8 protein-coding genes are annotated in these 14,466 nt (G+C 69.2%); 7 read left to right on the forward strand and 1 reads right to left on the reverse strand.

Going from position 1 to position 14,466, the window contains the following annotated elements; genetic code table 11:
* Positions 1 to 35: 35 nt before the first annotated feature.
* The 6 genes from AB0F51_RS02545 (at position 36) to AB0F51_RS02570 (ending at position 12,074) form a co-directional block, all read left to right on the forward strand.
* Complete coding sequence (locus tag AB0F51_RS02545) at positions 36 to 5,357, forward strand: hypothetical protein (protein WP_360272894.1); 5,322 nt, start codon at positions 36 to 38, stop codon at positions 5,355 to 5,357.
* Between the two features lie 10 nt (positions 5,358 to 5,367).
* A complete protein-coding gene (locus tag AB0F51_RS02550; RefSeq protein ID WP_360272897.1) occupies positions 5,368 to 6,300 on the forward strand; it encodes an LLM class F420-dependent oxidoreductase in 933 nt (310 codons plus the stop codon).
* A 102-nt stretch (positions 6,301 to 6,402) separates the two neighbouring features.
* Positions 6,403 to 7,797 carry an FAD-binding oxidoreductase gene (locus AB0F51_RS02555; protein ID WP_360272900.1) on the forward strand — a complete coding sequence of 465 codons (1,395 nt, stop codon included), beginning with the start codon at positions 6,403 to 6,405 and terminating at the stop codon, positions 7,795 to 7,797.
* 230 nt (positions 7,798 to 8,027) lie between these two features.
* On the forward strand, positions 8,028 to 10,808 hold the full coding sequence (gene acnA / locus AB0F51_RS02560) for an aconitate hydratase AcnA (RefSeq protein WP_360272903.1): 2,781 nt from the start codon (positions 8,028 to 8,030) through the stop codon (positions 10,806 to 10,808).
* A gap of 84 nt (positions 10,809 to 10,892) precedes the next feature.
* On the forward strand, positions 10,893 to 11,483 hold the full coding sequence (locus AB0F51_RS02565) for a hypothetical protein (protein WP_360272906.1): 591 nt from the start codon (positions 10,893 to 10,895) through the stop codon (positions 11,481 to 11,483).
* Positions 11,484 to 11,516: 33 nt separating this feature from the next.
* Entirely contained in the window at positions 11,517 to 12,074 is a 558-nt protein-coding gene (locus tag AB0F51_RS02570) for a HEAT repeat domain-containing protein (RefSeq protein ID WP_360272909.1), read from the forward strand.
* Here AB0F51_RS02570 and AB0F51_RS02575 read toward each other — a convergent pair.
* A complete protein-coding gene (locus AB0F51_RS02575; RefSeq protein WP_360272912.1) occupies positions 12,071 to 12,562 on the reverse strand; it encodes a hypothetical protein in 492 nt (163 codons plus the stop codon). The genes AB0F51_RS02570 and AB0F51_RS02575 overlap by 4 nt on opposite strands.
* A 250-nt stretch (positions 12,563 to 12,812) precedes the next feature.
* On the opposite strand from AB0F51_RS02575, the gene AB0F51_RS02580 reads away from it, so the two are divergent.
* Positions 12,813 to 14,453 carry an alkaline phosphatase D family protein gene (locus tag AB0F51_RS02580; RefSeq protein WP_360272915.1) on the forward strand — a complete coding sequence of 547 codons (1,641 nt, stop codon included), beginning with the start codon at positions 12,813 to 12,815 and terminating at the stop codon, positions 14,451 to 14,453.
* Positions 14,454 to 14,466 lie beyond the last annotated feature (13 nt).

A 14,466-nucleotide genomic window follows, 5' to 3' on the forward strand; every position in this document is an offset into this window, starting at 1 on the left:
TGGAATCGCTGGACTGGCACTGAGCAGGAGACCCGATGCCGCTCGTCGACCTGGACGACCCGGAGGAGTTGCGCGCCCGCTGGAGCGCGCTTGCCGCCGTCGCCCACGCCACCGGCTTCGACCGGCGCTGGTACGCCGACGAGCACGGCTGGTACCACCAGGACGAGACCGGCAGCGACCTGCGGATGGTCCGCCTCGACGGCGGGCGGGCAGTGCTGTTCGGATTCCACACGCAGCACACGCAGACCGCTGAGGCCGACCTGCTGGCAGGCGCGCCGGACTGGATCGGGCAGCCGGAGGTCAAGCGACGGATCGCTTCTGGTGACCTGGGATTTGTCTACGGGAGCTTCAACGGGACGTGGGCGCGGGCGTCGTACCCGGGTGACCCGTGGCAGCCACTGGACGACGGCTTCCTCCCGATCGGCGAGTGGATCACCTCCGACGAGGAGGCCGCCCGCGAAATGATCGAGTGGGCGGCGGAGTGGGCCGACTACCTCGGCGGGCTGGACGAACTCCTCCCGGTCGGCGTCCAGTTGATCCGCACGGCGGCGACTACTGGCATCACCCCGGAGTCCCTGCTCGAACTCTTCGACAGCCTGGGCATCGGACCGCACTCACCCCAACACCCAGACCTCCAGGCAGCCCTGGCGGCCGCAGCCGCCTTCGACAGCACCACCACCCACCCGACCGCACCTGCTCCTGGTGGCGTGGCTGGGCCGGCTGCGGGACCGGCCGGCGCCTATCCGGCCGGCGCCCATCCGGCTGGCGCCTATGCGGCTAGCGGCCATGCGGCGAGCACCCCGATGGCCGGCGACTACTCGGCCGAGGACTATGTCGTCGGCGCTCCGGCAGGCGGCGACCCTGTGGTCGGCGCTCCAGTGGCTGGCGCGGCCGGGGCGGCTGCTGGTGGCGTGGCTGCTTATGTGGGGGAGAGCGGCTCGCCAGAGGTCTCGGCGGACGAGGATGCGCCGACCGACGGCGGTGGGTTCGAGCCGATCGACGAGGACGAGGAGTCCGTCGTCGTACCGCCGGGCATCAGCCCGTTCACCGGCCAGCCGATCGGCGACGACGCCAACCTGATCATCGGCGGAAGCGAGCCCTTCACCCCCGAGCCTCCGTTCACCCCCGAGCCACCGTTCCGCCCAGACTCACCCTTCGCCCCCGACCCGCTACCGCAACCACCGGAACCGCCGTACGCACCCCAGCCGGAAGACGACCCGCCGTACCAGCCAGAAACCGCCGAGCCCCGAGCGGACACCTACGGCGTGGTCGCCAAAAAACCCCGCCTCTTCCGCCGCCGCAAACACGAATCCCCAGAACCCACACCCGCGCCCGCACCCAACGCTGCACCCCCGCCCGCCGGTACGCCGTACACCGGCGGCCCGCCTCCCGCCACCGCGCCATATCCCGCGCAGCCCACCGCTGCACCGCACGGCCCCTCCGCCACGCCCTATGTGACAGGCCCCGCATCGCCTTATGCGACGGGCCCCACCTCGCCGTACGCCGGAGGACCGACCGGAGCCGACGGCCAGTACGCCGAGGACACCCCGGCCTCTGGCACGCCGTACTCCGCCCCAGCTCAGCACGACCCGTCGTCCCCGCCGCTAGACCGCCCTCTACCGTCCTCCGAGCCCCCACGCGTCGGCGGCCCGGTAAACGACGGCGAGGACTTCTACGCCAGCCTGTTCGCAGACGCACCAGCAGCAGCAACCTACGTCCCAGACGTAGTCCGCAACGCCCCCACCACCCAACCACCCTGGTCCCCCAACGACGCCACCAGCGAACTAACAGCAATCCCAGCCGCCCCCACCCCAGCGGCCTCCGTCACCCCGGACGACGACACCGGCGTAATCACCCCCATCCCCGAGGACACCCCGCCCGCTTCATCCCCCACCGAAGCGCCAGCCACCCCGACCAACACACCCAGCGAGCCCCACGACCAACCCCGCCCCCCGCTCGAGACCCCCCACGACCCGTCATCGCCCACCGCGCACGAGCGCACCCCCGATCCACACGACCAAGCCCCCACCCGCGAACCAGCAATCCCCTCCCCGTTCGCACCCACCCCCGAGCCACCGGCCCCCACCGCGCACGAGCGCACCCCCGACCCACACAGCCAAGCCCCCACCGCACTCAACCCCACCCGCGAACCAGCCCCACCCTCCTCCCCGTTCGCACCCACTCCTGACCCGTCGACGTCCACCGCGCACGACAGCACCCGCGACCCACACGGCCAGGCGCCCACCGCCCTCGACCCGACCCGCGAGCCGGTCGCGCCCTCCTCGCCGTTCGCACCCACTCCCGAGCCGTCGACGCCCACCGCGCACGAGAGCACCCGCGAGCCACACGGCCGAGGGCCCACCGCACTCGACTCCACCCGCGAGCCAGCACCGACCACGTCGCCGTTCGCGCCCACTCCCGAGCCATCCGCGCCCGCGCAGCAGCACCACGAGCTCAAGTCGCCCTCGGACTCACCCGAGACACCCTCCAACCCGTTCGCCCCGACCTCAGCGTCGTACGAGCCGGAGCCCGGTGACCCTGACGCGACTCCGGAGCTGTTCGACGCCCCCACGGGTCCGCTCGAGCCGATCACGGAGTACGACGAGCTCGCGGACGCAGAACCGGAACCGGCGCCAGAACCACCCCCAGCCCAACGGGAATGGATCGGCGGCGCCTGGATCAACGGCGAGTGGGTAGAAGACGTAGCCGCCTACCTAGCAGCCCAAAACGCCGCAGGCCCCACCCAGCCCTCCGCCCCGGCCGAGCAACCACCCGTCGAACACCTCCCCACCGAGGAACTCACCAACCAGGCCCCGCCAACCGAAGAGCTCCGCCTGGACGACCGCGTCCAGGAGCCTTTGCCCGAAGACCTCCGCGCCGAGGATCTCCGCGCCCAGGAGCCTCCCACCGAGGACCTCAGTACCGAAGACCTCAGTACCGAAGACCTCAGTACCGAAGACCTCCATCACCAGAACCCGCCGGCCGAGGACCTCCGTACCGAGGATCCCCGCACCCACGAGCCTCTGACCGAAGACGTACGTGCCGAGGACTTCCGCGCCCAGGAGCGTGCCGCGGAAGCGGCGCCCGCCGAGCAGCTTCGCGCCGAGGATCTCCGTGCCCAGGAGCGTTCCGCCGAGGCGGCTCCCGTCGAGCAGCTTCGTGCTGAGGATCTCCGTGCCCAGGAGCGTTCCGCCGAAGCGCGCCCCGTCGAGCAGCTTAGCGCCGACGAGCCTCCGACCGAGGAGCGCTACCTCGCCGAGTTCGACGCCTCCACAGAGGCGGGCTCCGCGGAGGTAGCTTCCGCTCACGAGTCGCCGGAGGAGCCTCCGACGGGGGAGCGGTTCCTCGATCTCGCCGAGTTCGATGACTCCGCCGAGGTGTCGTCCGCGGACGCGGCTTCCGCGCCGGAGTTGTCGGGGGAGGAGCCTGCTGCCGAGGAGCGCTACCTCGAGCGTGCCGAGGTTGACGCCTCCGATGAGCATGAGTCCGCGCAGGTGGCTTCCGTTCTGACTGATGAGGAGGCTTCTGCCGAGGAGGGCGTGCTTGGGCTCGGCGAGTCTGGGGGGCTCGAGGATGAGGCGTCTGGCGAGGCGGCTGGTGGCGAGTCGGAGCAGGTCGTCGTACGGGACGATGCGTTGCGGAATGGCTCGCGGGAGTCGGCGGGCGGTGACGTCTCCGGTGAGATGGAGGACGGTCGGGGGCAGGGTGAGGATGAGGCTCCGACGGCTGAGATTGCTGCGATTGTGGAGGAGGATCCGGAGGACGAGTACTACGCCTCCGGGAGTTCGCCGTTCGCGCCGCAGGGTCGGGAGTTGCCGCCGAATGGGTTCAGCAGCCTCGGGCCGCTCGGTGAACCCGACTATCGGATGGGCGAGGACGAGTTCCACGACCAGATCATCGGCGCCGGCGACTGGACGGCCGACCAACTCGGCGACCTTCCCGCCGCTGAAGTAACCGCTCAGATCGACGCGATCCAGGACCCTGAAGCAACTTCGGATTCCGAATCGGATCAGTACGCCGACGCGCGGCCGGCGACTGACACGCGCGATCTTGAGGGTGGCGAGGTCCAGGGAGGTCCGCTTCAAGGCGGCTCCCAGCCCACATCACCCGCGCTGGACGCAGCCCGACCCCAAGCCGAGCAATCGCGCACCGCTCAACCGCAGGCCAGCCAGCCGCACGTTGAGCCATCGCAGGCCGAGCACCTGCAAGCCGAGCAACTGCAAGCCGAGCAACTGCAAGCTGGCTACTCCGCGCCCGGACAAGCCCGGGATGGAGGGATGGAGGCGGGTGCCTCGCACAATGGTCGGTTCCCGGCCGGCGAATTCCCGGCTCGTGAGGCGTCGGGCGACGCTCGCTCGGGCGGTGAGTTGTCGGGTCGTGAGGGGCCGGGTGACCCGCGCTCGGCTGGTGCGCTCTCGGGTGGCGAGGCCCTGGAGAGTGCGCGCTTGGGCGGCGCGTTGTCGGATTCTGAGCTTCGGGGCGGCGAGCGTCCGGATGACGAGCTGGCAAGTGGTGAGGTCGAAGCGAGTGAGGGCAGTGCCGACGCTGGCGGGGCTGTGGATGCGGGTGGGTTTGCGAGGGCTGGAGCGGCTGCGGCAACTAGCGCGGGGGCGTGGTCGGCTGCGGGTTCTGCTGACGGCGCGGCTGCCGACGCTGATGGGTCTGCGGAAGTTGGAGCGGCTGCGCGAGGTGGCGCGGGGGCGTGGTCGGCTGCGGGGGCCGCCGGCGGTGCAGCTGGGGGTGAAGGTCAGGTTGAGGGTGAGGGGGGCGTGGGGGGTCGGGGTGCGGTTTCGGAGAAGTTGGTGGTGCCGGAGTCTGGGGGTGCAGTTGCTATTCCGGGGTTGGGGGTTGTGGGTGGGGATGGGCCTCGGGTTGAGCCGGTGCCTGGGTCTCTTGAGGAGGCTATGCGGGCTGAGGTTGAGCGGCCGCGGCCTCGGCCTAAGGAGACTGCCGCGTTCCGGGCTTTGCGCGACTGGTGTCGGGCCCGGACCAAGATCGTGCCTTCCGGGTTCACGATTCAGGTGCAGGTGCTTGATCCGGCCGCGCCGAGTTACCGGTTCGATCTGGAGCCGCCCGCGGTGGACGACCCGCAGTACGGGGATGAGCTGCTGACCGAGTTGCTCGGTGACCTCTGGGTCGCTGAGTCGCAGGGTGAGCAGGGTGGCTGGTTGTTCGCGCGGATCGACGCGGCCGGGCGGACGTTGCGGATCGACCGCTGGTACGACAGCGTGCCCGACTGGTGGGACAACCCGGTGGAGTCGCGGCTCGACGTTCACGGGCTGGTCCGGCGGCTGAACGACCGCGGCCCGGACTGGCAACCGTCGTACCTGGAGAAGCTGTACACGACCGCGAGATAGCGTTATCCGCATGTTGCTCAGGATCTTCATCGAACCCCAGCAAGGTGCCTCGTACGACGACCAGCTCGCGGTGGCCCGCAAGACCGAGGAGTGCGGTTTCGACGCGTTCTTCCGGTCGGACCACTTTCTCGCGATGATGGGCGGCGACGGCCTGCCCGGCCCGACCGACTCGTGGATCACGCTGGCCGGCCTGGCCCGCGAGACGAGCCGGATCAAGCTGGGCACGCTGGTCAGCTCGGCGACGTTCCGCAATCCCGGCGTGCTCGCGATCTCGGTGGCGCAGGTCGACCAGATGAGCGGCGGCCGGGTGGAGCTCGGGCTCGGCGCCGGCTGGTACGACGCGGAGCACGCGGCGTACGGGATCGACTTCCCCGACACGCCCGGCCGCTTCGACCGGCTGACCGAACAGCTGGAGCTGATCACCGGGTTGTGGACGACGCCGGCGGGGGAGAAGTACAACTTCGACGGCAAGCACTACCAGCTCACGGACTCCCCGGCCCTGCCGAAGCCGCAGCAGGACCCGCACCCGCCGATCATCGTCGGCGGCGCCGGCAAGAAGCGCACGCCCGCCCTCGCCGCGCAGTACGCCGCTGAGTTCAACGCCGGCTTCAAGACGGCCGAGGACACCAAAGTCCTGTTCGACCGCGTCCAGGAGGCGTGCCGCGCGATCGGCCGCGACCCGCAGACGCTGGCCCTCTCCACCGCCCACACCGTTGTGGTCGGCAAGGACGACGCCCAGGTCAAGGCCCGCGCAGCCGCCATCAACCGCAACCCCGACGACCTCCGAACCACCGCCATCATCGGCACCCCCGCCGAGGTGGTAGACCGCCTAGGCCAGTACGCCGAAGCCGGCTCCGACCGCCAGTACGTCCAAATCCTCGACCTCACCGACCTCGACCACCTCGACCTGATCGCCTCCGAAGTGCTCCCACACGTCTCCTGAGCCCCGGTTCAGGACAGCTGCACCCAGGGATCTGAAGGTTGCCTTAAGCCCCCAGCGGGACGATGCTGCCGACAAGGGGAACTTTCAGGGGAGGGCGCGGCGATGACTCAACTTGCGGGCAGTGGAATCGGCGATCTACGCCGAACGATGGGCGGACCGGTGCTCGGTCCGGACGATCCCGGGTACGACGATTCCCGGCGGCTGTGGAACGCGGCGATCGACCGGCGTCCGGCGGTGATCGCCCGGTGCCAGAGCGCAGCGGATGTCAGCCGCGCGGTGCTGTTCGCTACCGAGCACGGACTGGAGATCGCCGTCCGTGGTGGCGCACACAGTCCGGGCGGCTCGAGCGGCGTGGACGACGGACTGATGATCGAGCTCAGTCTGCTGAACCAGGTCACGGTCGACCCGGTGGCCAAACGAGCCAGGGTAGGCGGTGGTGCGCTGCTCGGGCAGCTGGACGCGGCGGCCCAGGAGCACGGTCTCGCAACACCCGCGGGCATGGTCAGCCATACCGGTGCCGGTGGCCTCACCCTCGGCGGGGGAATGGGCTGGCTGACTCGCAAGCACGGCCTCAGCATCGACAACCTCGTCTCGGTCGAGGTCGTCACCGCGGACGGCCAGATCCGGCGAGCCTCCGAGGACGAGAATCCGGACCTGTTCTGGGCGGTCCGTGGTGGCGGCGGCAACTTCGGTGTGGTGACAGAGTTCGAGTTCCGGCTGCACGAGGTCGGCCCGATGATCCAGTTCGGCATGGCGTTCTGGCCCCTCGACCAGGGCACCGAGATGCTCCGGATGGCCCGCGCAGTGGTCGCGAAACTCCCCGACGAGGTCAACGTCGTGATCGGAGCGGTGAACGCCCCACCCGCGCCGTTCGTCCCGGCGCAGCACCACTTCCAGCCGGGCTATGCGCTGATCGTCACCGGCTTCGGCTCGGCGGAGGAGCACGCCCAGGTGATGGACGAGATCCGCTCGACCTTGCCGCCGTTGTTCGAGTTCGCCGACACGATGCCTTACGTGGTGCTGCAGCAGATGCTGGACGAGCAGAACGCGTGGGGCCGGCACGCCTACGACAAGGGCTTCTATCTGGACGACTTCACCGACGAGGCGATCGAGGTGATCACCGAGCAGGTGCCGTTGAAGCTGTCGCCGCTGTCGGTGGTGTTGTTCTATCGCCTCGACAACGCCTATTCGAAGGTTCCCGAGGACGCCACCGCGTTCAGCGGCAGCCGGAGGCCGGGCTATGCCGGCTTCATCGTCGCGGTCTGTCCGACCCCGGAGCTGTTCGAGCAGGATCGGGCCTGGGCGCGGTCCTTCTGGGCGGCGATGGTGCCGTTCAGCCGGGGGATCGGGGCCTATGTGAACGCGATCAGCGATGAAGGCGTGGACGACCGGGTGCGGGCGTCGTACGGCGACAAGTACGACCGGCTGGCCACGATCAAGGCGAAGTACGACCCGCAGAACATCTTCCACCGGAACGCGAACATCCGACCGGCCTAGCTTCGGACGGCTCCGACCCGGCCACCGGGCTCACGATCGAGTGAGCCCGGTGGCCGCGTCCACGTCGCAGGACAACGGGGTCGGGTGATCGCGCAAGTGACTCGATGTCGTGTATCTTGATGTCGAGAGAGTTTGCGGGCCCGAGGTTAGGGCAGCCTGAGCTGTTGGGTGCGGGGTGGACTCGGCAGGATGGGTTCAGCGGATACAGGACCGGATAGAGGAGCAGGTTGATGGCCAGCGTCGACAGCTTCGGTGCCAAGGGTGCACTCGAGGTCAACGGACAGTCGTACGAGATCTTCAGGTTGGCGGGTATCGAGGGCGCTGAGACGCTGCCGTACTCGCTCAAAGTGCTCCTCGAGAACCTGCTGCGCACCGAGGACGGCGCGAACATCACCGCCGAGCACATCACCAAGCTCGGCAACTGGGATGCCAACGCGGCGCCCGACACCGAGATCCAGTTCACCCCGGCGCGAGTGATCATGCAGGACTTCACCGGTGTGCCGTGTGTGGTCGACCTGGCCACCATGCGGGAGGCCGTCGCCGAGCTCGGCGGTGACCCGACCAAGATCAACCCGCTCGCGCCGGCTGAGCTGGTCATCGACCACTCGGTCATCATCGACGTGTTCGGTCGCCAGGACGCGTTCGAGCGCAACGTCGAGCTGGAGTACGGGCGCAACAAGGAGCGGTACCAGTTCCTGCGCTGGGGCCAGTCCGCGTTCGACGAGTTCAAGGTCGTCCCGCCGGGCACCGGCATCGTGCACCAGGTCAACATCGAGCACCTGGCCCGCACGGTGATGGTCCGCAACGGCCAGGCGTACCCCGACACCTGTGTCGGTACCGACTCGCACACCACGATGGTCAACGGCCTCGGCGTCCTCGGCTGGGGTGTCGGCGGTATCGAGGCCGAGGCCGCGATGCTCGGCCAGCCGGTGAGCATGCTGATCCCGAAGGTCGTCGGCTTCAAGCTGACCGGCTCGGTACCGGCCGGCGCGACCGCGACCGACGTCGTGCTGACGATCACCCAGATGCTGCGCAAGCACGGTGTGGTCGGCAAGTTCGTCGAGTTCTACGGTGACGGCGTCGCCGCCGTACCGCTGGCCAACCGGGCCACCATCGGCAACATGAGCCCCGAGTTCGGCTCCACCTGCGCGATCTTCCCGATCGACGACGTGACGCTGGAGTACCTGCGCCTGACCGGCCGCGCCGACGACGAGGTCGCGCTCGTCGAGGCCTACGCCAAGGAGCAGGGCCTGTGGCACAACGCCGCGGTCGAGCCGCGCTTCTCGGAGTACCTCGAGCTTGATCTGTCCACCGTCGTGCCGTCGATCGCCGGCCCGAAGCGGCCGCAGGACCGGGTCGCGCTGAGCGAGGCCAAGGAAGGCTTCCGCGGCGCCCTGGTCGACTACGCGACCGAGGAGCTCGAGGTCGACCCGTCCGAGCTCGGCAGCTTCCCGGCCAGCGACGCCCCGAACGGCCACGGCAACACCGACGACGAGCCGCACGTCCCGCACGGCTCGAGCACCGGCGGCCGGCCGTCGAAGAAGACGAAGATCAGCCTGAACGGCCAGGAGGTCGAGCTCGACCACGGCCACGTCGTGATCGCCAGCATCACCTCCTGCACCAACACCTCGAACCCGTCGGTGATGCTCGCCGCCGCGCTGCTGGCGAAGAACGCGGTCGACAAGGGCCTGACCAGCAAGCCGTGGGTCAAGACGTCGCTGGCGCCGGGCTCGAAGGTCGTCACCGACTACTACGACAAGGCCGGCGTCACGCCGTACCTCGAGAAGCTCGGTTTCCACCTGGTCGGGTACGGCTGCACCACCTGCATCGGCAACTCGGGCCCGCTGCCCGAGGAGGTCTCGGCCGGGGTCCAGGAAGCCGATCTCGCGGTGGTGTCGGTACTGTCCGGCAACCGCAACTTCGAGGGCCGGATCAACCCGGACGTGAAGATGAACTACCTGGCGTCGCCGCCGCTGGTGATCGCCTACGCGCTGGCCGGCACGATGGACTTCGACTTCGAGACCGATGCCCTGGGCAAGGACACGGACGGCAACGACGTGTTCCTGCGCGACATCTGGCCGAGCGCCGACGAGGTCGAGCGGGTGATCGCCTCCTCGATCAGCAAGGAGATGTTCACCAAGGACTACGCCGACGTCTTCGCCGGTGACGAGCGCTGGCAGTCGCTGCCGACGCCCGAGGGCAAGACGTTCGACTGGGATCCAGAGTCGACCTACGTGCGCAAGCCCCCGTACTTCGACGGGATGGCCAAGGAGCCGTCGCCGGTCACCGACATCGCCGGCGCGCGGGTGCTCGCCAAGCTCGGCGACTCGGTCACCACCGACCACATCTCCCCGGCCGGTTCGATCAAGGCCGACAGCCCGGCGGGTAAGTACCTGGCCGAGCACGGGGTCGACCGCAAGGACTTCAACTCGTACGGTTCGCGCCGCGGCAACCACGAGGTGATGATCCGGGGCACGTTCGCCAACATCCGGCTGCGCAACCAGATCGCACCCGGCACCGAGGGCGGCTTCACCCGCGACTTCACCAAGGACGACGCGCCGGTCACCTCGATCTACGAGGCCTCCGAGGCGTACGTCGCGGCCGGTATCCCGCTGGTCATCCTGGCCGGCAAGGAGTACGGCTCGGGCTCGTCGCGCGACTGGGCCGCGAAGGGTACGGCGCTGCTCGGCGCGAAGGCGGTCATCACCGAGTCCTTCGAGCGCATCCACCGGTCGAACCTGATCGGCATGGGCGTCCTGCCGCTGCAGTACCCGGAGGGTGAGAACGCGGAGACCCTCGGCCTGACCGGCGAGGAGACCTTCGACATCACCGGCGTGACCGCGCTGAACGACGGCACGATCCCGCGCACGGTGCACGTCAAGGTCACCGGCACCGACGGCTCGGTCAAGGAGTTCGACGCCGTGGTCCGGATCGACACCCCGGGCGAGGCCGACTACTACCGCAACGGCGGCATCCTGCAGTACGTACTGCGTTCCCTGATCACCAGCTGATCTGCCACTGAGCAGACACCGGTACGGCGTACTCTGGGCAGCCACCCGAGTACGCCGTACCGGGTCTTGTTTTCTGGGGGAATCGTGCGTTTCGTAGTGCTGTTGGTCGCGTGCGCCCTGCTGGTCGCGGGGTGTGCGGGGGAGGAACCGACGACCTACGGGCCCACCACGGCCGGGCCGATCACGCGGCCGAAGACCGCCGCGCCGGAGCCCGCTCCGAGCCAACCGGAGATCGAGGAGCCGACCGAGACTGCCGCCAAGACGCTGTGCGAGCTGTTCAGTACGGCGGAGATCAGCGCGCGACTCGGCCTTCCGGTGCGCGAGGTCGTCGCCGGCAAACGCGGCCCGTACTCCGTTTGCACCTGGACCACCGTCAAGCCGGTCGAGGGCGGCGGGATCGTCAGCATCACGCGCGGCGATGCCAATCAGTACGCGGCGTTCTCCCAAGAGATGATCGCCGAGGCGAAGTCGAAGAAGGCGCGCGGGCGCAAGCAGCTTGAGGGCGTCGGCGACGAGGGGTTCGCGATCGGCGCCTCGGTCAGCGGAGTACCGATCTGGTACGCCGCCGTCGTGCACGCCGACCGGCTGACCGGGGTGCAGCTCTCCGGTGCGGGCAGCAAGTCCAGTGTCGGCACGATCAAGGCGTTCATGATCGAAGTGCTTGCCCGCGGCTGAAAAACTGTCGGTGGCATCGGGTTGACTGTCCGGATGAAGGAGCGCGAGCACCCACGAGAGGTGATCGCCGCGGCCTGCGTGCAGTACGGCGAGGACGTGGTGATCGACTGGTGTGTCGCGTTCCTCACTGGTGAGATCTCGGGCGGGGACGCCTTTGGCGCCGACCTGCCGAAGCTGGTGGCGATCACCGGCACCGCGAATCCCGGCGGTTGGCCGCAACCCGTCGACCCGGTGAACTACTACTGGATCAGGGTGTGGGCGGCGCGCGCGTTCCTCTACATCTGGCGTGCCGACGTGGTCGACGCGTTGCTGACGGCTGCCGACGATCCTGCGTGGCGAGTGCGCGAGCATGTCGCCCGGGTCGCGGCTCAACGCGAGCTCGGTCAGCTGATCGACGCTTTGCTCCCGATGCTGGACGACGAACTGCCGCGGGTGCGCGCCGCCGCAGTACGGGCGGTGGGTGCGGCGGGGGAGTTCGAGCATGTCGAGGCGGTGGAGCGGCTGCGGGATGACCCGGACAACGCAGTACGGGTAGCAGTCGAGCGCGCTCTCGAGAAGCTCGCCAAGCGACTGGACCGGCCGCTCGACTAGGCACCCGGCGAGGCCAGGCTGCACCGGCAGGCGCCGGCAAGGCCGGGGCGGCACCCGTAGGCGCCGCCCCGGCTGTCAGCTACGTGCTCAGGTGCCGGAAAGCGGGTAGATGCGCGGCCGTAGCCGCCGTTGTAGACGTGGACACAGTGGGTGCCGCTGGGGCAGCCCGCGGTGTGCCACCGGTAGTAGGCGTCGATGCCGACCGCCTGGTACCAGTCGTTGACCGCAGCCGTCACCGGCCAGGCTGCCGACGTGTGGTCGAGGAAATAGACCTGCGGGTCACGGTATGCGCCGTAGCTCCAGCGGTGGTCGCACCACTCACGGGCGGTTCCGTAGCTGAGGCACTCAAGCACCTGCTCCTGCTTCTGGCCCGGCTGCTTGGTGGGCGGCTGCTGACCCTTGTCGAGTACTCCGGTGACGCCGCTGCGGCGGAGTTTGTCCCGGAGCTGGTCCGGTGTCACTCCTACGGCCGGGTCGTAGATCGTCACGGTGACAGTGCCGTCCTTGGCCTTGCCGGTGACGTAGACGGTGTCGCTGTGGTCGTCGTCGGCGGTCGCCGCGGCCGGGCGGGCCGCGCTCAGACTGGTCGTCTGGTCGTTCGCCGACGGTCCGGGGAAATCCCGACAGGCAGTAGGCCCGGCAGCTCGGTTGATGCCGGAAGTTCAGTCGTCAATCGCTGTCACTCAGACGTCATCTGGATGTCAATCGTTGGCTGCTCGGGGCGGGAAGCGTCGTCGTATGCAGACCTCTCGTAGAACCGTCCTGAAAGCCGGGCTGGCCTCTGGCGTGGCTGTCGCCGGATTGTCGAGCCTGACCGCGCCGACCACCGCGGCCGCCACCCCGATCCCGCGCAACCCGTTCATCCTCGGCGTCGCGAGCGGCGATCCGTGGCCCGACGGGTTTGTGCTCTGGACCCGGCTCGCGATAGACCCGCTGGCCGAGAGTGGGCTCGGCGGCATGCCGACCCGCTCGTATGCCGTCCAGTGGCAGGTTGCGACCGATGAGCGGTTCCACCACGTCGTCCGGGCCGGTGTCGCCGCGGCGCGACCGGAGTACGCGCACTCGGTGCACGTTACCCTCGAAGGCCTCCGGCCGGGACGCGAGTACTGGTACCGCTTCCGCGTTGGCAACTGGGTGTCACGTATCGGCCGGGCGCTCACCGCACCGGCTCGCGGGACGACTCCGCGCGAACTGCGGATGTCGTTCGTGTCCTGTTCGCAGTTCGAGCACGGCTGGTTCACGGCGTACCGGCGGCTGGCCGAGGACCGGCCGGAGCTGGTGCTGCACCTGGGCGACTACCAGTACGAGTACACGAAGAACGCCTACGTCGCCCCGGGCGGCAACGTGCGCGACCACGAGGGACCGGAGACGACGGACCTGGCGTCGTACCGGCAGCGGCACGCGCAGTACAAGACCGACCTGGACCTGCAGGCGGCGCACGCCGTCGCGCCGTGGCTGGTCGTCTGGGACGACCACGAGGTCGACAACAACTGGGCCGACGAGACGCCGGAGAAGCCGGAGGACGGCTTCCTCGCGCGCCGGGCGGCCGCGTTCCAGGCGTACTACGAGAACATGCCGCTGCGGGCGAGCTCCAAGCCGCGTGGCATTGACATGCAGCTCTACCGGCGGGTGAAGTGGGGTGAGCTGGCAACCTTCCACATGCTCGACACCCGGCAGTACCGCGACGACCAGGGCTGCGGCGACGGCTACAAGGACTGCCCGGCCGCGACCGACCCGAAGCGCTCGATCACCGGCGACCGGCAGGAGAAGTGGCTGATCGACGGCTTCCGGCGCTCGGAGGCGCGCTGGGACGTGCTCGGCCAGCAGGTGTTCTTTGCCCAGCGGGACAACACCGAAGGCCCGCTGAAGCTGACCTCGATGGATGCCTGGGACGGGTACGTCGCCTCCCGCGAGCGGATCACCCGCGGCTGGGTCGACGCGGGGGTGCGCAACCCCGTCGTCCTGACCGGTGACGTGCACGCGCACTGGGCCTCGGACCTGAAGCTGAACTACGACGACCCGACCTCGCGGACGGTCGGCTCGGAGCTGGTCTGCTCGTCCATCACCAGCGGCGGCAACGGCGCCGACTCGGCGTCCGGTTCGCACCCGTGGCTGCGCTGGAACCCGCACCTGCGGTTCCAGAACAACCTGCGCGGCTACGTGAACACCACGATCACCCGCGAATCCATGGTCGCCGACTTCCGCTGCGTGCGCGCGGTCGGCACGAAGGACGCCGAGGTCTTCACCCGCGCCCAGTTCACGATCGAGGACCGCAAGCCCGGCCTGCACCAGACGGCCGACACCCCACCGACCGCCGCAGCTGCTCTGCGCACTACCCCCAGCATCAACACCGTCGCCTGGGAAACCGACCGGCCGTAAGGACCAGGAACTC

This window comes from Kribbella sp. NPDC023855, assembly GCF_040639475.1.
In the GTDB taxonomy this organism is placed as follows: Bacteria; Actinomycetota; Actinomycetes; order Propionibacteriales; family Kribbellaceae; genus Kribbella.

Excerpts from the sequence above, each read along its gene's own strand:
- AB0F51_RS02545 (WP_360272894.1), top strand. The coding sequence starts at position 36 with ATGCCGCTCGTCGACCTGGACGACCCGGAGGAGTTGCGCGCCCGCTGG.
- AB0F51_RS02550 (WP_360272897.1), top strand. The coding sequence starts at position 5,368 with ATGTTGCTCAGGATCTTCATCGAACCCCAGCAAGGTGCCTCGTACGAC.
- AB0F51_RS02555 (WP_360272900.1), top strand. The coding sequence starts at position 6,403 with ATGACTCAACTTGCGGGCAGTGGAATCGGCGATCTACGCCGAACGATG.
- acnA (WP_360272903.1), top strand. The coding sequence starts at position 8,028 with ATGGCCAGCGTCGACAGCTTCGGTGCCAAGGGTGCACTCGAGGTCAAC.
- AB0F51_RS02570 (WP_360272909.1), top strand. The coding sequence starts at position 11,517 with ATGAAGGAGCGCGAGCACCCACGAGAGGTGATCGCCGCGGCCTGCGTG.
- AB0F51_RS02580 (WP_360272915.1), top strand. The coding sequence starts at position 12,813 with ATGCAGACCTCTCGTAGAACCGTCCTGAAAGCCGGGCTGGCCTCTGGC.